The following is a 22393-nucleotide window of genomic DNA, read 5'->3' as shown; positions in this document are numbered from 1 at the left end:
GCATCGGGAATCGACAGGGGGTGATGACGGCAGCCGCATGACAGACATAAGCAAGCGGCGTGCCATCGCACCCATACGGGCATCGGGGAGATTCAGTGAAATTCAGGGCAGCATGCCGAGCACGCGCCACCAGAGATAGTCGAGCGGGAAGAGAAAGACGAGCGTAATGATCGTCATGACGACGGTCAGCCGTGTGCCGTCGCGCATGCCCACGCCGCCGAGATGCATGGCAATCATCATGGGCGGGCTTTGATATGGCAGCAGCACCGTAGAGAACACGGGCACTTGCAGCATCAGCACGGTGTAGAGCGGCAGGCCGCTGGCGGCGGACAAGTGTCCTGCGAGCGGTGTGAGTACGGCGGGCAATCCGGGCAGCGTCGCGACAAGTCCGATGGCCGCGCCGATGGCAATCAGCCATGCCGCATTGATCGCCGGCGTGCCCGGCGCCATGCCCACGGCATCCAGACAGAGTTGCGCCACTTTCTCTCCCAGTCCCGTATCGGCCACCACAGCGCCCACGCCGAGAAAGCCGGCGACATAGACGAGCGGTGTGATGTGCATCTGCTCGGTGAAGGTCTTCGGCGTGATGATCTGAATCGCGGGCAGCAGGCAGACGATGGCGGCTGCCACGGAGATCCACGCGGGGGAAATGCCATGCCAGGCGTCGGTGGCGAAACCGGCGAGGGCGAGCGCGAGCAGAACCGACAGGCGGCGGGCGTCGCCGGAGAGCGGCGGCGGTGCATCTGAGGACGAGGACACGTTGGTGAGGGGCCCGTCGTCCGGGAACAGGCGACAGATAACCCACACCAGAATGGCGGCCTTGAGCGCGCCGAGTACCGGGAAGTGCAACAGCAGGTAGGGTGCGTAATGCAGCTTCACGCCGTAGAACGAATCTGCCGCCCCCATGAGCACACTGTTCGGAATGTTCGCGGGCAGGATCGTCGTGGGCGGCATATAGCTCGCGGCGGCGACGGTCATCACGAGGCCGGTGCGCCCACGTCGTCCTTCGGTGAGGCCGATGCGCTCGGCGAGGGCGAGCACGATGGGGATAAGCAGCAGAATGCGTCCGGTCGTCGATGGCATGACGAAGGCCAGTCCGACACACGCGACCATCACGGAGGCCACGTAGCGCGCATAGGTGGGGCGCTTGAGCGCGAAGACCGTGGCCGCGAGACGCGAACCGAGTCCGGTCGTGCGCACGGCAATGCCGGTGACGGCACCGCCGAAGACGAGCCACCACGCAGCGGAATGAAACCCTGCGAAGATCACTTCCGGTTTCGCGACGTGAAGCAGTACGGCGAGCAGGAAGAACGTCAGCGTGGTGATCGGCTCGGGGAACATGCCGAACGCCCACGCGCCGATGGTGAACAGCACGAGCACGGCCGCCTGCGCCGCCGTGGGCGATAACCCGAGCGTGGCGCTGCCATGGCTCGCCGCCCATAGCGCCAGCGCGAGCAACGCATAGGCGGCATAACCGCCAAGCGCGCGCCAGCGGGCACGCAATCGCTCGCGACGCAGCAGGTCGGCAGCGCACGGCAGGTTCGGTGTCTCGGGCGAAGCAGATTCGGTCATGGCGCTTGTCGTTTTGATGATGGGCCAGAAAGGGGGGGGCGGTACGGAGTGTTGCTTGCTACCAGAACATGACGTTGAGGCTCGTTCGCATTCAACCGTGAGCGGTTCGATTGGGGACGGCGGAAAACGTGACGCCTAACGCATGCATCACGCGCAGTATCGTGAAGAAGCGAGGCTGCGCGTTTGGAGCGAGCGCCTTGTACAGACTTTCTCGCCCGAGGCCGGCGGCCAGCGCGACTTGCGTCATGCCTTTTGCTTTCGCAACGTCGGCGACAGCAGAGAGAAAGGTTGCGGCGTCATTTTCATCGAGCGCTGCATTGAGGTACTCGGCGATCATGTCGTCATTGTCCAGATACTCCGATGCATCGAAGCGTGTAATGTCGGGGTGACTCATCTTGATGACTCCTTCTTGACGTTGGCCCACACGATTTTCGCGCGTGCTATATCGGCCGATTGGGTCGACTTGTCTCCTCCGCATACGAGCAGGTAGGTTAGCGCTTCATCCTGCCCGTAATACACGCGATATCCGGCGCCAACATCGATTCGCATTTCCCAAAGGCCCGCCCCGAGTGATTTGGTATCGCCAAAGTTTCCCATCTCGGCACGCTTGATGCGCACAAGGATTCTCGCCTTGGCCGCGGTATCTCGAAGCCCTTTCAGCCATGTGCGGAATGCTCGACTTTGATTGATGACGTACATGCGGATTGTATCCAATTGGATACAAATGTCAAAGATTGCCCCGATTTGTATTTTGTTTGGTGCTTCAGAGGTGTGGTCGCGCGCGGATGTTGCGGGAATTGACGATGCGTTCCCGCTCAACAGGGAGATGGCATCGAAGGAGAGACGTTAGTCAGAGGAGGGCGATGAGATGGCTGGTGTCTTGTGATGTCTGAAGTCGCGGCGGCAATGTAACGCTCATCGGACGACAAGTCGAGTTCTCCGCTGGTTTCGTAGGCGACGTCGAGCCTCATGCGCCATAATTCGGTTCGCCCGCACGCGATGAAATCTCCACAGCGATCTTGCGTGAGCGCCGATCTCACATGACCTTTCATGAACTGATGCAGGAAACGCTCGCGCGTCTGGAACGAACAACGTCATGACCACCGCAACGCCAAAGCCGTGGTTCCTCTACCTGCTGGAGTGTGCAGGCGGACGCATCTACACAGGCATCACCGTCGACGTGGACGCACGCTACGCAGCGCACGTCGCGGGCAAAGGCGCGCGCTTCACGCGTGCCTACCCACCCTCGCGCGTGCTGCTCTCGTTGACGTTTGCCGACCGCGCGGCAGCCTCGCGCGCCGAGTACCGCATCAAGCAACTGAGTGCATCGCAGAAACGCGCGCTCATTGCCGGCAAGTTCGTGTGCGACTTCGGCAACCCCGACGTGAACGCAGACGCTGCCGCCATCGACCTCAGGGCACCAGCCGCGCCTGACGAATGATCCGGCGGACGTCGCGCTGAATGGCCCCGAACTGGCCGCGCGATGGAATCGGCGACACCACGAGCGCCCAGCTATCGCCGGGCACGGTCTTTTCCACCACCGTGTAATAGGTCGATTGCGTGCGGAAGAAGTCGGCAATGCCGTCGTGACTGATGCGATAACTGCGCTCACCCGACCCCGCCAGCAGGAACACGCCGAGCGTGTAATACACGTCGCGATCGGCGTTGACCGGCCCCGACTGCTTGTCGAGCAACAGCGCTCGCAACGTCTTCTCGCTGAGCAGACTCGGATGGCGGATGTCGAACACGTTCCACACCTTGAGCAACGCACCCGTCGACATCTGCCACCCGGCGAATGGCGCCAGCAGACGCCAGCTATCGGGCAGCTTGGCGTCCGTCACCCCGAGCGGCGCGAAGATGTGCTTCTCGCAGTAGTCCTTGTAGTCTTCGCCGGAAACGGCTTCGATCACCATGCCAAGCAGCAGATACGACACGTTGGAGTAGACGAAATCCGTCTTGCCGCTCGAGTGTGCGGCGTCGCCGGCATCAAGATAGTTGAAGAAGTCGGCACTACCGCCAACGCGCCGGATCGCCAGCCCGCTGAACAAGCCGTTGACGGGATCGTTATAGCCGTTCGTGGCAAGGCCCGCGCGATGTGCGAGCAGACGCCGCACGGTCAAGTCGCGCAGCGACGGATCGAGTGGCTTGCCGTGGGCTTTCGAATAGGCGTCGAGCAGATCGCCGAGCCTGGCGTCGAGCGAGAGCTTGCCCTGTTGCACGAGCAGGGCGATGCCGATGGCCGTGACCGACTTCGACAGGCTGGCGACGGGCAACAACTGCTGGACCTCGTCTCCCGACGTGGCCGCCTCGAGCACCCCGCCGGCATCGGACTCGGTGCGCAACCACACATGCGACAGGTTGTAACGCTCCTTGAGCTGCGCCACACCCTGCGCGATGGTCGACTGCCCGATCGGAACGGCCGGCCTGATCGGCGTGGCTGCGCCGGACGACGGTAGCGCAACGACGGCGCTGCCCGTGTTCGCCGCACTGGCCGCGCTCGCCGCACTCGCCGGCGACGCGGTTTGTGCGCTCGCATGACTCGCCATCATCAGCGTGGCAATGCCCAGCAGAGCACCCATGACCGAGCGGCGTACAGACGCACCGCATCGACCCGTAGCGCGCACGATGGCAGGCGAATTGCGTCGCCATGCCAACGGCGTGTTCAGACGTGCCCCTGCCGGACGGCAATGCCGTTCGACATTCATTTCAACTCCCCCCGCGCACGATGCTTCGAACCGCGAAACGACTCTCTTCGGAGTCGGAATGGTTCGGTGTGCGCACGTGCCGCATTGCGGCGTTCTTCAAAATCGAAGTTTAGGAAAAACTTCGTTCAAGTACCTAGTAAAAACCCGGCATTTTACATTAAGTTGCACGTATCGCGGTGACGCGCCCATAGTCGGACGCAATCGCCCCGGTCGGGGCCCCGTCGGGCGAGGGCGGCGCGCGGACGGTTACCGATAGCGCGCCGTCAAAACCTTCTTGTACCGCGAGGGATTACGTGAAACCGCCCGCTGTGCGCCCCTCGGCGGGGCATCGCGGCCGTTTTGTCAGCCGTCACCGACAAGACCTGTCACGCATCGCGGTGTAAGCTATCCCCCAGACAGGCTCCGACTCGCCCATAGGCCGTAGGGGCGGCGTCCCGTAGAAGGCGTCGTGCTGGCCGAAGGCTCGACCGATAGATGACAGAACCCTCCCGTGCGCGCCCGAGCCGGCCCGCCGATGCACGTTCCCCCGAGGCGCTGCCGATGGCCACCGGTGGGCCCAGCGCTGCGGCATCCGTCGCCGGCGGGGCAGGTGACAACCCGCCTGAGCCCCTGATGCCACCGGTCGAGGCCGCGTGGCTCGCGCTGCCCGCCCCCCTGCGCTGGCTCAGACGCTTTCCCTGGAGCGCTGCGCGCCCCTGGCTGATCGTGGCCGGCGTGGCGCTGCTCGGTCTGTTCGTGTTCGACGCGTTGCATCACATGCTGCGTCACGTGCATTACGACAACATCGTCGCCGCGATTCACGACACGCCCGTGACGCGGCTGGTGCTTGCCATGCTGGCAACCCTGGCGAGCTACGCGGCCCTCACCGGGTACGACATTTCGGGGCTTCGCTTTGCCGGGGTGACGGTCAAACGCTCGACCGTCGTGCTCACGTCGTTCATTGCCTATGCCCTGGGTAACTCCGTTGGCCTCGGGGTGCTCACTGGCGGCACCGTGCGCATGCGGATGTACGCCGCCGCGGGGATCGACGCCTCGAAGGTCGCGCAGGCTGTGGCGTTCAACGCGGGCGCTTTCGGACTTGGCATGACGGTGTTCGGCTCGCTCGGGATGTTGTGGGGCGCATCGCGCGTCTCGGCGCTGGTGCCGATTCCCGCGTGGATGCTGCAACTGTTCGCTGTCTTGCTGCTGGCCGGCGCGGGCGCGTTCCTCGTGCTGTGCGTGCGCAAGCGCTCGGTATCGGTCTTCGGCCGCTGGGCGATTCCGCTGCCGCCGATTCGTCTCGCGTTGCGTCAGTTGCTGATCTCCGCCGCCGATCTGGGCATGGCCGCTGCCGCGCTGTGGTGTCTGCTGCCTGCGGGCGTGGTCGATCTGCCGACCTTCGTCGTCTTCTACGCGATCGCCATGGCGCTTGGCGTGCTCAGCCATGTGCCAGGCGGCGTCGGCGTATTCGAGGCCGTGATTCTTCTGGCGACGAATGGCCACGCCCCCATCAGTCACGTGGCGGGCGCGCTGGTGCTCTATCGCGGGATCTATTACCTGCTGCCGCTGATGCTTGCCGCGTGCCTGCTCGCCGGGTTCGAATTGCGACGAGGGCCGGCGGCACCGATCGGGCGCGCGGCCGTGCGCCTCTTCCCGGGCCTGCTGGCGGCGCTGACCCTCGTTGCCGGGGTCATGCTGCTGATCTCGGGCGTGACGCCCGCCACGCGTGATGCCGAGGACTTCCTGCGGGCCCATGTGCCGTTGTTCCTCGTGGAGGTATCGCACTTGCTCGGCAGCGTGGCCGGGCTGTCCATGCTGTTCCTCGCACGAGGTTTGCTGCACAGGCTCGACGCGGCCTGGTGGGGCTCGCTCGGACTGACGATCGTTGCGGCGGTGCTGGCGATTCCTAAGGGCATTGCGCTCTCGGAGTGTTTTGTCCTCGCCGTACTCGCCACGTTGCTGCTGGTCTCGCGCAAGCAGTTCGACCGGCGCTCGTCGCTCTTCACGCAGACATTCGAGCCGGGCTGGATCATTGCGGTGCTCTCGGTGCTGGGCGCGTGTACCTGGCTGATGTTCATGTCGTACCGGCGCGTGGGGTATGCGAACCAGCTCTGGTGGCAATTCACGTTCGACGGCGACGCTCCGCGCTCGATGCGTGCGCTGATGGTCGTGGCCGTGATCGGACTGGGGTTGTCATTGTGGCAACTGCTGCGGCAGTCGCCCGGCGCGCTGGTGCCCGCGAGCGAGGAGGAACTGGCGCGCGCACTTGCCGTCATTCGCAAGCAACCCGCCGCCGATGCGTGTCTCGCGCTGATGGGCGACAAGAGCTTCCTGTTCTCCCCGTCGGGCAACGCTTTCATCATGTATGCGAAGCATCGCCGCTCGTGGATATCGCTCTCCGATCCGGTCGGCGATCAGAAGGAGTGGCCGGAGCTGATCTGGCGCTTCATCGAACTGGCCGATGCGCACGGCGGACGCGCCGCTTTCTATAAGACACGCCCGCACGCACTGCCGCTCTATATCGATGCCGGATTGCGCGCCTTCAAGCTGGGCGAGGAGGCGTTCGTCTCGTTGCCCGAGTTCAGTCTTCAGGGGGGGCGGCGAGCGAATCTACGGCATGGCGTGACGCGTGGCGAACGCGAAGGGCTGACACTGGAGATCGTGCCGCCCGAGGCCGTGACGCCGCACATCGCGGAAATGCGCCGGGTATCGGATGCATGGCTCGCGCGGCAGCACACGCGGGAGAAGGGCTTCTCGCTCGGCGCGTTCGACGACGCTTACGTCGCGCGGCAACCGGTGGCGCTCGTGCGTCGCGAGGAGCGCCTCGTGGCATTTGCCACGCTGATGTGTCCCGACGTGCAGCGCATCGAGGCGAGCATCGATCTGATGCGACAGGTACCCGACGCCCCGCCGGGCACGATGGACTTCCTGTTCGCGAAGCTGATGCTGCATTTCAAGGCGCAGGGTTACCAGCGTTTCGGCCTGGGAATGGCGCCGATGTCGGGCATGGAGACGCATCAGCTTGCGCCTCGCTGGCATCGCTTCGGGCGCATGATGTTTGCGCACGGCGCCCGCTTCTATAACTTCCGCGGGCTGCGCAGTTTCAAGGACAAATTCGATCCGCAATGGGAGGCGCGTTATCTGATGACGCCGGGCGGAATCGCACCGATGCTCACACTCGCCGACGTGGCGGCGCTCGTGGGCGGTGGCTGGAAAGGGATGATGACCAAATGACAGGGCACACGAGCGTGACGCGCGGCAAGTCGAGCGAAGGCCATGCGAGTTCGCGCATTCGCGCGAACGACCCCCGCGCACCCCGCTGGGCACGGCGCATCGCGGCAAGTGCCGCCGCTTGCGTCGTCACGATGACACCGCTTGCCGGACTGGCCCAGTTCTCGACGCCCACGGGAGCGGCACCGGGCGCAGAGGTGGCGGCATCGCGTCCCAACGTGCTCAAGCCCGCCCCCAAGGCGGGGCCGGTTGCACAGCCCCCGGCGGCGGCGTCGAGCGTGCCCGCGCCGGTGATGCCGCAAGCGGCGGCGGCTGCCGCGGGAGCTGCGGCGTTCCGGGGGGCCGGCAACGCGGCGCCGGAGATCATGACGCACGGCCGCTTCGAGAACGTCCCCATCTTCCGTCCGCAGGGCGATCCGAACGCGACGGTGCTGTTCTTCTCGGACGACGACGGATGGACCCCGCGCGCCGAACGAATGGCCCGCGCACTCGCCGATACGGGCGCGCTGGTCGCTGGCATCGACACGGCGCGCCTGATGGCGAACTACACCAAAGACGACATCGCCTGCGTCTACGCGGCGGGTGACCTCGATAATTTCGGCCGATGGGTCGAAGCGGCGGTGAAGCTGCCCGGCTACACCCCGCCGATCCTGGTCGGCGACGGCGTGGGCGGCACGTTCGCCTACGCGATGCTCGCGCAGGCGGGTAGCGATACCTTCTCGGGCGCGTTGTCCGTCGATTTCTGTCCGGTACTGCCGATGTCGCGGCCGTTGTGTCAGGGCGAAGGTGTGCATTTCGGACGCGGCATCACGCACACGGCCGGTGGCGCGCCGATGCGCTTGCTGCCCGCGCCGGTCATGAGTGCCCCGTGGATGACGATGGGCGGCCCGGTCGGCGGCCCTGCCGGGCGCGCCCCACGCTGTTCGGACCGGATGGCGCAGGAATTTGCCGCGCGCACGCCGAATTCGACGTGGCTCGTCGGCGGTCTTGCCGGCAGTCTGGGCGCCATCGATACGTCTAGCACGGCCACCGCCGGCGGAGCGCCGTCCACACCCGTGCTGGCCGATTGGGTGACGCAGTACAAGAACGCGTTCCGCCGTCTGAACGCGCATCATGTGGCGGGCACCGCCCGGCCGCCTGCGGCGGTCGCCGACCTGCCTGTCGTCGAGGTGCCGGCCACGGGCAAGCCTGCCGCGAACATGGCCGATACCTTTGCCATCCTGATGTCGGGTGACGGCGGCTGGGCCGGTCTGGACCGCGACGTCGCTAGTGCACTGTCGGCGCACGGCATTCCCGTGGTGGGGGTCGATTCGTTGCGCTATTTCTGGTCGGCGCGCACCCCGGCGTCCGGCGCGCTCGATATCGACCGTCTCATGCGCTTCTATCAAACCCGCTGGAACAAGAAGCGGGTGATTCTCATCGGCTATTCGCAAGGCGCCGACGTGTTGCCATTCATGGTCAATCGTCTGTCCCCGGTGGCCCGCGAGCGTGTCGGATTGCTCGTGCTGATGGGGCTCGGCCAGAAAGCGGATTTCGAATTCCGCATGACCAACTGGGTGATGTCCAGCCAGAACGGGCTGCCGATTCGTCCGGAGGTCGAGCGCCTGCCCGACGGCATGGCAATGTGCGTCTACGGCGCCGACGAGGACGACAGCAACTGCCCGGGACTCGATCCCAAGCGGGTTCAGGTCGTGAAGATGCCGGGCGGCCACCATTTCGACGGTAATTACGCCGGATTGGCCGACGTGATTCTCAAGGGGCTCGCCAAGCGCTGACGCCCGGTTGTCGGGCCGGGCCAACATATTCGGGCGCCGCCGGGGGCGCCGCATTTTCTCGCCTTGCCTTCCGTGCGGGCGCTCCGTACACTGCCGCCAGTTTTCCCATCGACCCACGTTCCGCACGTCCCGTCAGATACGGTACGGCACACAGGAGAAGATCGACATGGCTGAGGGTTATTTCCCGAAGTGGCAGCAACAGGACACGGGCTCGGGCCGCGTGATCGCCCCCGATGAGCGCCTGCCCTGGCCGCAGACCATTGCGATGGGGGTGCAGCACGTGGTCGCCATGTTCGGCTCGACCGTGCTCGCACCGCTGCTCATGGGCTTCGACCCGAATCTCGCGATCTTCATGTCGGGCATCGGCACATTGCTGTTCTTCGTGCTCGTGGGCGGGCGCGTGCCGAGCTATCTCGGCTCGAGTTTCGCGTTCATCGGTCTCGTCATTTCGGTGACGGGCTATGCCGGCAGCGGTCCGAACCTGAATATCCCGGTGGCGCTCGGCGGCATCATTGCGTGCGGCGTGCTTTACGCCATCATCGGTCTGATCGTGATGGTCGTCGGCACACGCTGGATCGAGGCGCTCATGCCGCCGGTCGTGACGGGCGCGGTCGTGGCCGTGATCGGCCTGAACCTCGCACCGGTCGCCGTGAAGGGGGTGTCGGCCACCAGCTTCGATACGTGGATGGCGCTCGCGACGGTGCTGTGCGTGGGGCTGGTCGCCGTGTTTGCTCGCGGCATGGTGCAGCGCCTGCTGATTCTCGTGGGCCTGTTGCTGGCCTATGTGCTTTACGCCGTGCTGACCAACGGCATGGGGCTGGGCAAGCCGATCGACTTCTCCATCGTAGCCAACGCGGCATGGTTTGGCCTGCCGCATTTCGCCGCACCGGTGTTCAAGGCCGAAGCCATGGTGCTGCTCGCGCCCATCGCCATCATTCTGGTGGCGGAGAACCTGGGGCACATCAAGGCGGTGAGCGCCATGACCGGGCAGAACCTCGACCGCTACATGGGCCGTGCGTTCCTCGGCGACGGGCTGGCGACCATCGTGTCGGGCAGTGTCGGCGGCACGGGGGTGACGACGTATGCCGAGAACATCGGCGTGATGGCCGTCACCAAGATCTATTCGACGGTGGTCTTCGCCGTGGCGGCCGTGATTGCGCTGGTGCTGGGTTTCTCGCCGAAGTTCGGCGCCGTCATTCAGACGATTCCGGGGCCGGTGCTCGGCGGCGTGTCGATCGTGGTGTTCGGCCTGATCACGGTGGCCGGTGCGCGCATCTGGGTGCAGAACAAGGTCGACTTCTCGGATAACCGCAACCTGATCGTGGCGGCCGTCACGCTGGTGCTCGGCGCGGGCGACTTCACGCTGAAGTTCGGCAGTTTCTCGCTGGGCGGCATCGGTTGCGCGACGTTCGGCGCCATCATTCTGTACGCGCTGCTGCGCGGGCGCGAGGCCTCGACGCCGGCGGCGATGTAAGACTCATTGCTGCGTTTTTCCGCCTGAACGGGTAGGGGAAAGTTGGCAAGGTTGGCGGGTTGGCAAAACGGCACGACGCTCAAGTCGTGCCGTTTTCGTTTGTGGCGACTGGCGTGGCCAGCCGTTCGAGCAGTTGCCGCGCGTAGACGGGCAGGGCGTCGCGATCGCGCACGCACAGCACCAGCGTGCGCAGCGCCCACGGGTCCGAGAGCGGCACGATGCCGATGCCCAGCGACGCGGCCGAGCGTCGGGCGGCGCTCAGCGGCACGATACCCAGCGCGGCACCGGTGGCCACGGCACGGCACAGACTGTCGAAGTCTCGCAGGCGCAGGCGGTAGCGCAGGGGGCGTCCGGCACGTTTGGCGTGACCGTCCAGATGCTCGGCTAGCGCACTTTGCTCGGGCAGTCCGATGAACTCGGAGTCCAGTACGTCGATGAAGGCCACTTCGTGCGGCGTATGAAGGGCATGGGGGGCATGAGGGGCGCGTTGTGCGGCCAGTGCATGTCCCGGCGGGGTGACCACGACCAGCCGGTCTTGCCGGAACGGCACCGTCTCGAGTCCCGTCAACTCGATCCAGTCCGAGACGACGCCAATATCGGCCGCGCCCTCGAGGACGGCCTGCACGACGGCAGGGCTCGTCTGCTCGCGCAGGGAGATTTCGACGTTCGGATGTTCGGCGAGGAACGCGCCCAGCAGATCGGGCAGGAATTCGGACATCGCAACGGTGTTGGAGGCGATGCGCACATTGCCCTTGAGGCCGGCCGCGTATTCGCCCAATTCGCCGCGCATCTGCTCGATCTGCGCGAGCACGCGCCGGGCGTGGGCGAGCAGGGCGCGTCCGGCGGGCGTTGGGATGACCCCCTGACGGTGACGCATGAACAGCGCGACGCCCAGCGTCTCCTCCAGACCCCGAATGCGCGCACTGGCAGAGGCCAGCGTCAGATGGGCGCGTTCGGCGCCGCCGGTGATGCTGCCGGCTTCGGCAACCAGCAGGCAAAGACGCAGATCGGTCAGGTCGAATCGCACGGGGCAGGCGGCAGGGGTGGCGGGGCAATGACGTCAGTGTAACGGCTCGGTCGGGGCACGCGCACGCGCGGTGGATTCTCCGAATATTGAGGGCCGCGGGAGGCACAAACGTCGATGCCAACTGACTTGGGAAAGGGCACATGGTAAACTACGCCCTTTCAAGACACGGCCGTACCCGCGACGGCCTCGCCCGCCAAGCCGCTTGATTTCATCGCCGGCGGGTCGTCTTGCCGGCGTCTTCAGGCGCGTCGCCCATATGAGCGCGATGCCCGTCGCACGCCCGACGCGGGCATTCCACCAAAAATAAACAACATCGATACGCGCGGGGACACACATCGTGGAGTCCGCGCATTGGTCTTTATATGTCTTTTGAAACGCTCGGCCTGTCGGCCGACATCCTGCGTGCGGTTGCCGATCTCGGTTATACCGCTCCGACTCCGATTCAACTGCAAGCGATTCCGGCCGTCCTGCAAGGCGGCGATCTTCTCGCCGGTGCTCAGACCGGGACCGGTAAAACGGCAGGCTTCACGCTGCCGATCCTGCAGATGCTGGCTTCGCGCGCACGCCCTGCGGCCGCGAACGGCAAGCGCCCCGTGCGCGCCCTCGTGCTGACCCCCACGCGCGAACTGGCCGCACAGGTCGAGGAAAGCGTCACGCAATACGGCAAATACCTGCGCCTGACCTCCATGACCGTGTTCGGCGGTGTGTCGATGGTGCCGCAGGTCAAGCAACTGGCACGCGGCGTGGATATTCTCGTCGCCACACCGGGTCGTCTGCTCGATCACATGCAGCAGAAGACGGTCGATCTGTCCGCTGTCGAGATTCTCGTACTGGACGAGGCCGACCGCATGCTCGACATGGGCTTCATTCGCGATATCCGCCGCGTGCTGGCGGTGCTGCCCGCGAAACGTCAGAACCTGTTGTTCTCGGCCACGTTCTCCGACGAGATCAAGCAGCTGGCCGACGGTCTGCTCAAGTCGCCGGCGCTCATCGAAGTGGCACGTCGCAACACGACCGCCGAGACTGTCGCGCAGAAGATTCACCCGGTCGATCGCGACCGCAAGCGCGAGTTGCTCGAACACCTCGTGCGCGAGCACAACTGGTTCCAGGTGCTCGTGTTCACGCGCACCAAGCACGGCGCGAACCGTCTGGCCGAACAATTGACGAAGGGCGGCATTCCCGCGCTGGCCATTCACGGTAACAAGAGTCAGGGCGCGCGCACGCGTGCGCTCGCCGAATTCAAGAGCGGCACGCTGCAAGTGCTGGTCGCGACCGATATCGCGGCGCGCGGCATCGATATCGACCAACTGCCGCATGTGGTCAACTTCGATCTGCCGGAAGTGGCGGAAGATTACGTGCACCGTATCGGCCGCACGGGCCGCGCGGGTGCGAACGGTGAAGCCGTATCGCTCGTGTGCGTGGACGAACACCAACTGCTCACGCAGATCGAGCGTCTCATCAAGCGCACCATCGAGCGCGAAGTGATTCCGGGCTTCGAGCCGGACCCGCACGCCGTGGCGCAGCCGATTCGCAAGGCCCAACAAGGCCGTGGTGCCGGTGGCGGACGCGGTGGACGCAGCGGTGGTGACGAGGCACGTCAACCGGCACGCGCACCGCGCGAAGCCCGTGAAGCGAAGCCGCGTCGCGAAGGCGATCGCGGTGGCCGTCAGGGTGGCAATGGTGGCAAGGCCGGTACCGGCGTGAGTGCCGGAAACGCCGGAAATGCCGGTCAGCCGCGCCAGCCGGCACCCAAGCGTCAGGGCGATGCGCAGCGCGCCCCCGCGCGTGCTGCACAGGGTTCCGGCACGCCGCGTCAGGGTCAGGATGGCCGCAGTTCGCAGAACGCACCGCGCGGTCAGGGCGGTGGTGGCGAGCGAGGCGACTTCGCCCAGCGCGGTCCGCGCCCGGCGCGTCGCGATGGCGTCGGCGGTGCCCTGCTGATGGGCAAACCGAAACGCGACTAAGCGTTCGCAACGGTATCGACGATGCGCGCGCAGCTCAACATTCCGATGAATTTGAGTTGCGCGTTCGGTATCCGTGCAGTGGCGATGCGACGTCGCGGCGTGATCCACGATTCTCGCGACGCCCGCGATTCGCACCGGCCAGCGTCATCCGGACAGTCCCGGAGGGGCGGGCTGCGCAAAATAAGTAAAATATTAACTTTTTGCGCCCGACGGCTCGGGCATGGCGGCAGCGATGACGCCGGGGATCCTCCTGGAATCCCCGGCGCACCGGCTTGCCAGCGCACGCGCCGTCTTCCCGTTCTCCGAGGATTTCATGATCGCCCGTGTTACCCGGCTGTTCCCGTTGTGGGCTCTGCTGCTGTCCGTTTTCGCCTTTTACTCGCCCGGCAGCTTCTCCGGCATTACGCCGCACGTCACGGCGCTTCTGACGATCGTGATGTTCGCGATGGGCGTGACGCTGACCTTCGACGACTTCAAGCGTGTATTCACGCGTCCCGCTCCGATTGTGGCGGGCGTGGTGCTGCACTATCTCGTGATGCCGCTGGCGGCCTGGATCATTGCGCGCGTGTTGCACATGCCGCCCGATCTCACGGCCGGCATGGTGCTCGTCGGCAGCGTGGCGAGTGGTACGGCGTCGAATGTCATGATCTATCTCGCTCGTGGCGACGTGGCCCTGTCGGTCACGATCAGCGCGATGTCGACGCTCGTCGGTGTGTTCGCAACCCCACTGCTCACGCGCCTGTACGTCGATGCGTCGATCGTGGTGGATGTGGAGGGCATGCTGCTGTCGATTCTTCAGATCGTGGCGCTGCCGATTGGCGCGGGGCTGCTCATCAACCGTTATCTCGGGCGTGCGGTGCGTGCTGTCGAAGGGTATCTGCCGCTGGTCTCGATGGTCGCGATCGTGCTCATCATCGGCGCGGTGGTCGGTGCGAACCAGGGCAATATCGCGACGGTCGGGCCGTTGGTCATGGCGGGCGTGATCCTGCACAACGGTCTGGGTCTGCTCGGCGGCTATTGGGGCGGGCGTCTGCTGGGGTTCGACGAATCGATTTGCCGCACGCTGGCGATCGAAGTCGGCATGCAGAACTCGGGGCTGGCCGCCACGCTCGGCAAGATTTACTTCACGCCGCTGGCCGCCCTGCCGGGGGCGCTCTTCTCCGTCTGGCACAACCTTTCGGGATCGTTGCTCGCGGGTTACTGGCGTGGTCGTCCGACCGGCACCGCGAACGATTCGCAGGTGGCGGCAACGCGCCCGCTGCATTAAATTTTCGGGCGCCGCATGCGGGTGTGTGCGGCGCGCAACGGGGGCGCGCACCGTCATCGCGCGCATTTGCCTTTCTGTCTCTCATCGCCTACAACTTCGATATACCGTTCGCGGCGGTGAGAGAATCCGCATCACGGCGCCCGTCCGTGTTCCCTTTCCCCCGCTCGCCCACAGGGCGTATCCGACGTGGTCAGCTCAGGCAGCGTGTGTCGTGCAGGACGCGCGACGCCCTGTCGCAACCCGGCGTACGAGCGAGCGGTCTGGAGTTACCTGAGAATGTTGCGAAAGAATCCGCGCGGGGACTACCCCGTGGTGCACGAGACCTCGTTCGTCGATCCCACGGCCATTTTGTGCGGCCAGATTATCGTCGGCGAGAACGTCTTCATCGGACCTTATGCCGTATTGCGTGCCGATGAAGTCGATGAGAACGGCAAGATGGAGCCGATTGTGATCGGCGCCAACTCCAATATCCAGGACGGGGTCGTGATCCACTCGAAAGACGGCGCACGCGTTTCCATTGGCGAGAACACATCGATTGCCCATCGCTCCATCGTGCACGGGCCCTGTGTCATCGGCAACAACGTCTTCATCGGTTTCAATTCGGTGCTGTTCAACTGCGTCGTGCACGACGGCGTGGTAGTGCGGCACAACAGTGTGGTCGACGGGCGCGACATTCCCGAGAATTTCTACATTCCCTCGACCACACACATCAGCCGCGAGACCGATCTCGCGACCATTCCGAAAGTCACCGTCGATGCGCGCGAGTTCTCCGAATCGGTGAGCCGCACGAATGTGCAACTCGCCCGCGCCTACCGTCGAATTCAGAACGAATTCTGACGACAGGCGATCGGCACGCCGAAGTGCGTGCCGGCGAGCGCACGTGGCCGGTGGCAGTGAACGTTTTCGTGGGAGTCCGTCATGTCTTTGAGTGTCAACGGGATTGTCATCGACGCACGCCGCGTCGCCGATGAGATCGATCTGCATCGAGACGCGGCCGATCCGGAGGCGGCGGCTCAGCGTGCGCTCGTCAGCCGGGAGTTATTGCGTCAGCGCGCGCGGGACTTGCGGCTGCTGGCCGATACCGATGACGAAAGCGCGAGCGACGACGCCATCGTCGACGCGCTGTTCACGCGTGACGTACAGGTGCGCCGTCCGACCGAAGCCGAATGTCGGGCTTATTTCCATGAGCATGCCGGGCAGTTCCGCGTTGGCGACAAGGTGCAGGCGAGTCATATTCTGTTTGCGCTGTCGGCCGGCGTGCCCCTGTCCAGCACGTTGTCGCGCGCACAGTCCGCCCTGGACGCGGTGCTCGCCGAGCCGGCCTCGTTCGAGTCGGTGGCGCAATCGATGTCGGATTGTCCATCGGGACGCACAGGAGGAAGTCTGGGTATGCTCGCCCGCGGTAGCGGCGCGCCGGAGTTCGAGCTGGTGCTGTTCTGCGGGGATCGGCTGGGGGTATTGCCAAGGCTCGTGAACACACGCTACGGCTTTCACGTCGTGCGTATCGAGCGTCGGATGAAAGGGCGCATGCCACCTTTCGAGCGGGTGGCCGATCGCATTGCGGCGCAGTTGTATGACCAGGCGCGAGCGCGCGCGTTACGTCACTATGTGGCGTTGCTCGCTGGCGCCGCCGAGATCAGCGGTGCCAACGATAGCGATGGACCGACGCGCGTGCAGTAACCGCGTCGGTCGCGTGCGAAGCGAGGAGAAGCCCTGAAGACATAAGGTTCGTGCACAACGTCGATGTGCCGAGGGCCGGGTTCTGCATATGGCAGAACCCGGCCCTTCTTGTTTTTCGACAAAGCACGCTTGCCCGACGACATCGTAAAGTTCGTCATCCTAAGCAATGGCAACCGCGCTGGCAAAAAATGAGCGGGCTCCGATGCTCGCGATTGAGCACTATGAGTTACCCCGCTAAGAGATACAGGCGGATGGTTTCGTTTGACTATGCTTAGGATGTCGTGACATTCAAGTGTCATTGTCTCGACACTTGAAGCATGTCCGATGAACATGCGGGGGGCTCTACGATGACAACCACTGCGGCATGCGCCGTCGTTGGTGGCGGCATCTCCGGAATCGCGACCGCGCATTATCTGCGCAAGGCCGGAATTCCCGCTGAGCTGATCGAACGTCGAGCGACGCTGGGCGGCCGAATATGCGGCGCCACGCTCGACGGGGGCAGGATCGATCTTGGCGGCAAGAACATCGGTCGGCACTACGAGCGATTTCGTGCGCTCGCTCGCGAGCTCGGTCCATTTGGATTCGAACCCTTCGGCATCAACACGTCGCGCGTGCGCGACGGGCGGATTGTCACGTTGGACAGCACGCGTCGGCTAGGCAGCACCTTTGCCTACCTGCGAGGCTGTCCCACGGCAGACGCCTTGCGTCTGGGCGGACTTTGCCTGCGGGTATGGTTCGACGCACGAAATCGGTTTCTCGACGGCCCATCGTTTGCAAGGCTGGCCCGACGCACCGACGATTCGCCACTCGACGCCTATTTCAGTCCTGCATTCTGTCGCGCCGTTGTGCGGGCCATGTCGGTGCGAATGAACGGCGCGGAGCCCGACGAAATTCACCTTGGCAACTTCGGCACCCATTTGGGCATGTGGCTCGATACCTATGACCAGCTCCGGGACGGCATGGAGACCTTCGTGGACGCGGCGGCGGCTTCGATGCAGGTTCGTTGCGATGTTCGCGTCGAGCGTATCGTGGTCCGCGACGGTCGGGTACGGGGCGTGTCGGTACGTCATGCGGACGGTAGCACGCGCGATCTGGAATACGACCACGTGGTGCTCGCGACGCCCGCAAGCGTGAGTGCCGACCTGCTGCGCGAACACGATGCCGGACTCGCGGCGGCACTCGACGGGATTCGCTACTACCCGGTGTTGGTGGTTGTCGCCGCGTATCGCCGGCCAATATTCTCGGCGCAGGTCCGTGGCCTGTCTTTTGGTCCGGACCAGGTGCTGAGCAATGCCGGCGCCTATGGCGTCGATAGATTGGACACGGTGCGTTATACGTTCAGTGGCCGCAAGGCCCGCGAACTGATCGAACGTGTCGGGCTCGGCGGCGATGTCGATGGCGCGCAAGCCCGGGCGCTGCTCGATCTCGCCGAGGCAGCCCTTCGTCAATATATTCCGGTGGCACGCGCAGATCGGCGCGACGCCGTTGCCCACCTGTTCGATCCCGGCCTTTGCGCATACGCACCACATCATTATCGATTGAGGGCGTTGCTCGATGACCACCGGCACACCATCGACGGCCTGTCGTTCGCCGGCGATTATTTGCGCGGCGCATCGATCGAGGCTTGTGTGCTTTCGGCGCAGGAAGCCGTGGCTCGCATTGTCCATGGCGCTCGCGAACGTGGCAGACGCCGCTCGCGCGACGTCGGGTACAGCGACTACGCGTCGACATAACTTCAGGTGACTCACTTTCCAGCGCGTCGCCGCGAGCCGCGACGACGGGTCTTCGTCCCCGCAATCCTCTGAATGGAGTCGCCATGAACCTTCAGCCCCCCCTGACGAGCCGCGTGACCGTACTGCCCGACGGCACCGGTGCCGAAGCCCTCACGATGAACGGTAAGCTGGATCAGACACTGGTCCACAAGACGGACCCGGCGAATGTCTTCGTTGCGTCGATCACGCGCGCCGACGCCACGCCAGACGGCCACGACTGCTTTATCGCCACGCTTCACATCGACCCGAACCACGTCTTCTTCTTCGAGCATCCGCTGGACCATGTGCCAGGTCTGATGCTCATCGAAGCGACCCGACAAGTCGGGACCGCTATTTCCCATCGTTTCTATGAGGTTTCACACGATCTGGCCTTCGTGCTCAATTCGTTGGACGTTGTGTTCGAGCACTTTGCCGAATTGCGCGCTCCGCTGTCGGTGCGATTCGTGATCGTCGCCAAGACTTATCGGCACGAGCACCTGTCTGCGCTGGCTTGCGAGAGTCAGTGGCTGCAGTTCGACCGTCCGCTGGGCACGATGAATGCACGCTGGAGCTTTTCTTCGCCTGCGCTGCTTGCCCGGCTGCGCCGCAACATGTCGACTGGCGAGGTTCATTGAGGCGCGCCTGCCGCTCGGGATCGTGCTTTGCAAGGAGGCATCATGAGACATCTCGCCCGTTGGTTAGGGCTGCATTATCAGGAGGATCTGGCCCCGCTTGCCCTGGTGGCGGGGACGGCGGTCGCGCAGTTCGCCGGCTACCTTTTCGCGCGTGCGCCGGGAACGGCCGTCGCATGGGCCGCACTGCTCTTATTGCCCCAGATCGCGGTCTCCACTGCGGTGCATAACCAATCGCATGTGGGGATGTTCTCCAGCGCCTGGGGCAACCGGTTCATCGAATTGGTCATGTGGCTGCAAACCGGCATGTACGCCGCGAAATTCCGTCTGCATCATAGCCGCGGCCATCATCTGCATTACACCGAGCCGGAACGTGACCCGTCGCGCTGGATAGACGCCGGCGGCCGCCGGATGTCGAGACTTGCGTACATCGCGCATTATTTTTTTACGTACAACTATCACGTGCTGCGTATCGGGCGCACTTCCCGGCGTTTGCGCCGGCGCTGTCTCTGGCAGGTGGCAACCAGCTATGCGGTGCTGATCGGCTTGCTCCTTCACGATCCGCGTAATGCGCTCATCTTCTTTGTCGTACCGATCGTGCTGGTCTGGGTGAACTTCATCCACATGACGTATGACGACCATATCGATCTGTACTCGAGCGATCCCTTCAAGGCGTCGCACACGAAGGCCAACACCTGGCTCAATCTCGTGTTTTTCAACAATGGATATCACCTTGCGCACCATGTGCGTCCGGGGCTGCATTGGAGCCGGCTCCCGGCATTTCACCGGCAGATTGCCCATCAGATCGACGTGCCGGCGTCGCTGAGCGGATTGAACCGCTGGTTTCGATAGTGAGGCAAGCCATGACTTCAACGACGTCTGCGTTTGTCATGCCGGGGCCGGCAGCACCCGCCGCGTCGCGGGCGATTGTGATCGGGGCAGGCATGGCAGGGCTGCTTGCGGCCCACATGCTGACCGGGCATTTCGAAGAGGTCTGTCTTCTCGAACGAGACGAGCTCACGGATACGCCGGCTTCACGGGCCGGCGTACCGCAAGGGCAATTCGTACATCAGTTGCTCATGCGTGGACGTCGCACGCTCGAGGCACTCTTTCCCGATCTGGGTCAGGCGTTGCTGGATGCCGGCGCGGTGCAGCTCGACTGGTACCGGTCGGTGCGCTGGTTTTCGGCAGCGGGCTGGATGCCACCCGCAGGCGAGGGTTTCGTCACCTGGTCGACGAGCCGCGACCTGCTTGAGTTCGCGGTGCGACAACGTGTGCTCGGCGAGCGGCGTATCACTGTCATGCCAGGGTGCGAGGTCACGGGGCTGAGCGTCGACGCAACGCAAACGCATGTTTGCGGGGTGACGATTCGGCGACGTTGCGGTGGATTGGCGGAGGAGGCCGGCAGTGTTTCGATGTTGCCGGCCGCGTTCGTCGTTGACGCCAGCGGCCGCAATTCGCGCGCGCCATCGTGGCTGAAAGCCGCTGGCTTCGACACGCCGCGAGAGACGGTTGTCGACGCCCGCGTTGGCTATTCGAGTCGCCTCTTCGCGGTGCCGAAGCGTTCGCCATGGCGAGATTGGCAGGCATTGGTGGTGCATGGCCGTGCGCCGGACTGTCCGCGCAGCGGCACGCTTTTCCCCATTGAGGGCAATCGCTGGATTGTGACCTTGACGGGCGTGGGCGGCGATTATCCTCCCGGCGACGAAGACGGTTTCATGGCATTTGCCCGCAGTCTGCGAGCGCCGACACTTCACGACGCGATGGCCAGCGCCGAGCCGGTATCGCCGATTCGCCGTTTTCGTCAGACCGAGAACCGGGTGAGGCACTTCAGCGAGATGAAGCGCTGGCCCGAGGGGTTCGTGGTGTTGGGCGATGCCGCTTGCTGTTTCAACCCGGTCTATGGGCAGGGCATGACCGTGGCCGCGCTCAGTGCGGTGGCCCTCGACGCCCATCTGTACGTACTTCGCAGCGCTGATGCTGCGCCCGGGAGTCTGACGTTGCAACGTGGACTGGCGCAGGTTGCACGGCATGCATGGACGTTCTCGACTGGCGTCGATTTGCGTCTGACGAGGCAGAAGGGGGCAGCGCACTGGCGAGCGCGGCTCATGCAACGTTACGTGGAATTACTGCTTGGGCTGGCGGTGGACGACGCGGCGATTTACCGCCGGTTTTTGCGCGTCATGCATATGGTCGAGTCGCCCGGCGCGCTTTTCGCACCATCGGTGGCGGCGCGGGTTGCAATGAAATACGTCTCAGGGCAGATCGCGCCCGTGTTTGCGCCGGGGACGTTGTCTTCCCGGGGCCCATCCCATGGGATTGGTGTCAACAAAGCAGAACGAAAGTGACGCGAGACGATCAGGGGGCCCGACGTGGGTGTGATGCCCATGTCGGGGGATGCCCCGGCGGCATTCGGGAAGGCAACGCGCTCAACCGACAACGAGTTCCAGCGTGAGCGTGTCGAGCGTGAACGAGCCGTCGTCCTGAATCTTGAAGTGACGGCGCACATCGTCGGCCATCGCTGTTTGCAAAGCGCGAATGGCGACTTGCATGGACGCTGGTGTGCGCATGCGAGTCGTCCAGGTCTTGAAGTCGAGATCGAGCGTGCGGGGCGTGAGCGATGCCACCGAAAAGCCTGCGCCCGCCGCCATCGTCATCCATTCGCTCGCCGCATAGTCGCGCACATGCGAGGTGTCGCGCAGCACTTCCACCGCTTGCAGGTACGTGTCGAACAACGGCTGGCCGGTCGAGGCGACGTCGCAGATCGCCACGCGTCCGCCCGGCTTGAGCACGCGGCGCATTTCGCGCAGCGCGGCGCCCACGTCGGCCCAGTGATGGGCGCTGTAGCGGCTGAAGACGAGATCGAAACTGGCGTCGGCAAACGGCAGCGATTCGGCCGCGCCGAGTTGAGTGTCGACGTTCGTCAGCCCGCGCTTTGCGGCTTCCGCCGCGACCACGCCGAGCATGTCGGCCGACAGGTCGTAGGCCACCACGCGCGCGACGTGTGGCGCGGTGAAGAAACTCACATGACCCGCACCGCAGCCCAGATCCAGCACCTGTGCGTCGGGATGCGCGCGCGCCATCGCGGCGAGTTGCTCCAGATCGGCACCTTGAGCGTGATTGGCGCTCGTCAGGTAGGCGGACGCCTGAGGGCCGAACTGGCCCGTGACAACGGCATTGTGAGCTTGATGGGCGTCGGGTGCCGCGGCGGCGGCGTGGGATTGCGGGGTATCGCTCACGGCGAGTCTCCTTGGTCTGTGGGGCGGGGCGTGTCGGCTTTGGCGATGTTTCGCACGAGGGCTTGCACGACATCGATGGGACTCACGATAATGGTTC

At 64.6% G+C, this 22393-nt stretch carries 18 protein-coding genes; 12 read left to right on the top strand and 6 right to left on the bottom strand.

Annotated features, from left to right (window positions below):
* Positions 1–102: 102 nt before the first annotated feature.
* The 3 genes from PI93_RS23375 to PI93_RS23365 all read right to left on the bottom strand — a co-directional run bounded on the left by PI93_RS23375 (position 103) and on the right by PI93_RS23365 (position 2271).
* Positions 103–1572 carry an SLC13 family permease gene (locus tag PI93_RS23375; protein ID WP_039373021.1) on the bottom strand — a complete coding sequence of 490 codons (1470 nt, stop codon included), beginning with the start codon at positions 1570–1572 and terminating at the stop codon, positions 103–105.
* Between the two features lie 91 nt (positions 1573–1663).
* Positions 1664–1966 carry an addiction module antidote protein gene (locus PI93_RS23370; RefSeq protein WP_039373022.1) on the bottom strand — a complete coding sequence of 101 codons (303 nt, stop codon included), beginning with the start codon at positions 1964–1966 and terminating at the stop codon, positions 1664–1666.
* Entirely contained in the window at positions 1963–2271 is a 309-nt protein-coding gene (locus PI93_RS23365) for a type II toxin-antitoxin system RelE/ParE family toxin (protein WP_052240851.1), read from the bottom strand. Before PI93_RS23365 ends, PI93_RS23370 begins: the two co-directional genes overlap by 4 nt.
* 397 nt (positions 2272–2668) lie before the next feature.
* Between PI93_RS23365 and PI93_RS23360 the strand changes: the two genes are divergently transcribed.
* Complete coding sequence (locus PI93_RS23360) at positions 2669–3013, top strand: GIY-YIG nuclease family protein (RefSeq protein WP_039373025.1); 345 nt, start codon at positions 2669–2671, stop codon at positions 3011–3013.
* On the opposite strand, the gene PI93_RS23355 is transcribed toward PI93_RS23360, so the two are convergent.
* Positions 2985–4277 (bottom strand): serine hydrolase domain-containing protein, encoded by a 1293-nt coding sequence (locus PI93_RS23355; protein WP_039373028.1) that lies wholly within the window; start codon positions 4275–4277, stop codon positions 2985–2987. The genes PI93_RS23360 and PI93_RS23355 overlap by 29 nt on opposite strands.
* A gap of 474 nt (positions 4278–4751) precedes the next feature.
* On the opposite strand from PI93_RS23355, the gene mprF reads away from it, so the two are divergent.
* The 3 genes from mprF to PI93_RS23340 all read left to right on the top strand — a co-directional run bounded on the left by mprF (position 4752) and on the right by PI93_RS23340 (position 10736).
* The gene (gene mprF / locus PI93_RS23350; protein ID WP_039373031.1) at positions 4752–7490 is read left to right on the top strand and encodes a bifunctional lysylphosphatidylglycerol flippase/synthetase MprF; all 2739 of its coding nucleotides are present in this window, start codon (positions 4752–4754) and stop codon (positions 7488–7490) included.
* A complete protein-coding gene (locus PI93_RS23345) occupies positions 7487–9262 on the top strand; it encodes a virulence factor family protein (RefSeq protein ID WP_201278415.1) in 1776 nt (591 codons plus the stop codon). Before mprF ends, PI93_RS23345 begins: the two co-directional genes overlap by 4 nt.
* 166 nt (positions 9263–9428) lie before the next feature.
* Entirely contained in the window at positions 9429–10736 is a 1308-nt protein-coding gene (locus PI93_RS23340; protein ID WP_039373033.1) for a solute carrier family 23 protein, read from the top strand.
* Positions 10737–10815: 79 nt separating this feature from the next.
* On the opposite strand, the gene PI93_RS23335 is transcribed toward PI93_RS23340, so the two are convergent.
* Complete coding sequence (locus PI93_RS23335; protein WP_039373035.1) at positions 10816–11763, bottom strand: LysR substrate-binding domain-containing protein; 948 nt, start codon at positions 11761–11763, stop codon at positions 10816–10818.
* Positions 11764–12125: 362 nt separating this feature from the next.
* On the opposite strand from PI93_RS23335, the gene PI93_RS23330 reads away from it, so the two are divergent.
* The 8 genes from PI93_RS23330 to PI93_RS23295 all read left to right on the top strand — a co-directional run bounded on the left by PI93_RS23330 (position 12126) and on the right by PI93_RS23295 (position 21405).
* Positions 12126–13727: a DEAD/DEAH box helicase gene (locus PI93_RS23330; protein WP_052240852.1), complete on the top strand. Its 1602-nt coding sequence runs from the start codon at positions 12126–12128 to the stop codon at positions 13725–13727.
* A gap of 313 nt (positions 13728–14040) precedes the next feature.
* Entirely contained in the window at positions 14041–14994 is a 954-nt protein-coding gene (panS, locus tag PI93_RS23325) for a ketopantoate/pantoate/pantothenate transporter PanS (RefSeq protein ID WP_039373115.1), read from the top strand.
* Between the two features lie 276 nt (positions 14995–15270).
* The gene (locus tag PI93_RS23320) at positions 15271–15831 is read left to right on the top strand and encodes a gamma carbonic anhydrase family protein (protein ID WP_039373037.1); all 561 of its coding nucleotides are present in this window, start codon (positions 15271–15273) and stop codon (positions 15829–15831) included.
* Between the two features lie 81 nt (positions 15832–15912).
* The gene (locus PI93_RS23315) at positions 15913–16674 is read left to right on the top strand and encodes a peptidylprolyl isomerase (protein WP_039373040.1); all 762 of its coding nucleotides are present in this window, start codon (positions 15913–15915) and stop codon (positions 16672–16674) included.
* Between the two features lie 347 nt (positions 16675–17021).
* Positions 17022–18407, top strand: coding sequence for a protoporphyrinogen/coproporphyrinogen oxidase (locus PI93_RS23310; protein ID WP_052240859.1), 1386 nt, complete (start codon positions 17022–17024; stop codon positions 18405–18407).
* Between the two features lie 83 nt (positions 18408–18490).
* Entirely contained in the window at positions 18491–19060 is a 570-nt protein-coding gene (locus tag PI93_RS23305; protein ID WP_039373174.1) for an AfsA-related hotdog domain-containing protein, read from the top strand.
* Positions 19061–19102: 42 nt separating this feature from the next.
* Positions 19103–19909: a fatty acid desaturase gene (locus PI93_RS23300; protein WP_039373171.1), complete on the top strand. Its 807-nt coding sequence runs from the start codon at positions 19103–19105 to the stop codon at positions 19907–19909.
* An 11-nt stretch (positions 19910–19920) separates the two neighbouring features.
* The gene (locus PI93_RS23295) at positions 19921–21405 is read left to right on the top strand and encodes an NAD(P)/FAD-dependent oxidoreductase (protein ID WP_052240858.1); all 1485 of its coding nucleotides are present in this window, start codon (positions 19921–19923) and stop codon (positions 21403–21405) included.
* Positions 21406–21486: 81 nt separating this feature from the next.
* Here PI93_RS23295 and PI93_RS23290 read toward each other — a convergent pair whose 3' ends face one another.
* Positions 21487–22296: a class I SAM-dependent methyltransferase gene (locus PI93_RS23290; protein ID WP_039373166.1), complete on the bottom strand. Its 810-nt coding sequence runs from the start codon at positions 22294–22296 to the stop codon at positions 21487–21489.
* Positions 22297–22393 lie beyond the last annotated feature (97 nt).

It is taken from the genome of Pandoraea fibrosis, assembly GCF_000807775.2.
GTDB classification, from domain to species: domain Bacteria; phylum Pseudomonadota; class Gammaproteobacteria; order Burkholderiales; family Burkholderiaceae; genus Pandoraea; species Pandoraea fibrosis.
The sequence above is the reverse complement of the archived record's forward strand: the minus strand, read 5'-3'. Positions and strand labels throughout refer to the sequence as shown.

Bases quoted from the DNA above. Each gene is read 5' to 3' on its own strand.
- PI93_RS23375 (WP_039373021.1), bottom strand. From the start codon at position 1,572: ATGACCGAATCTGCTTCGCCCGAGACACCGAACCTGCCGTGCGCTGCC.
- PI93_RS23370 (WP_039373022.1), bottom strand. From the start codon at position 1,966: ATGAGTCACCCCGACATTACACGCTTCGATGCATCGGAGTATCTGGAC.
- PI93_RS23365 (WP_052240851.1), bottom strand. From the start codon at position 2,271: ATGTACGTCATCAATCAAAGTCGAGCATTCCGCACATGGCTGAAAGGG.
- PI93_RS23360 (WP_039373025.1), top strand. From the start codon at position 2,669: ATGACCACCGCAACGCCAAAGCCGTGGTTCCTCTACCTGCTGGAGTGT.
- PI93_RS23355 (WP_039373028.1), bottom strand. From the start codon at position 4,277: ATGAATGTCGAACGGCATTGCCGTCCGGCAGGGGCACGTCTGAACACG.
- mprF (WP_039373031.1), top strand. From the start codon at position 4,752: ATGACAGAACCCTCCCGTGCGCGCCCGAGCCGGCCCGCCGATGCACGT.
- PI93_RS23345 (WP_201278415.1), top strand. From the start codon at position 7,487: ATGACAGGGCACACGAGCGTGACGCGCGGCAAGTCGAGCGAAGGCCAT.
- PI93_RS23340 (WP_039373033.1), top strand. From the start codon at position 9,429: ATGGCTGAGGGTTATTTCCCGAAGTGGCAGCAACAGGACACGGGCTCG.
- PI93_RS23330 (WP_052240852.1), top strand. From the start codon at position 12,126: ATGTCTTTTGAAACGCTCGGCCTGTCGGCCGACATCCTGCGTGCGGTT.
- panS (WP_039373115.1), top strand. From the start codon at position 14,041: ATGATCGCCCGTGTTACCCGGCTGTTCCCGTTGTGGGCTCTGCTGCTG.
- PI93_RS23320 (WP_039373037.1), top strand. From the start codon at position 15,271: ATGTTGCGAAAGAATCCGCGCGGGGACTACCCCGTGGTGCACGAGACC.
- PI93_RS23315 (WP_039373040.1), top strand. From the start codon at position 15,913: ATGTCTTTGAGTGTCAACGGGATTGTCATCGACGCACGCCGCGTCGCC.
- PI93_RS23310 (WP_052240859.1), top strand. From the start codon at position 17,022: ATGACAACCACTGCGGCATGCGCCGTCGTTGGTGGCGGCATCTCCGGA.
- PI93_RS23305 (WP_039373174.1), top strand. From the start codon at position 18,491: ATGAACCTTCAGCCCCCCCTGACGAGCCGCGTGACCGTACTGCCCGAC.
- PI93_RS23300 (WP_039373171.1), top strand. From the start codon at position 19,103: ATGAGACATCTCGCCCGTTGGTTAGGGCTGCATTATCAGGAGGATCTG.
- PI93_RS23295 (WP_052240858.1), top strand. From the start codon at position 19,921: ATGACTTCAACGACGTCTGCGTTTGTCATGCCGGGGCCGGCAGCACCC.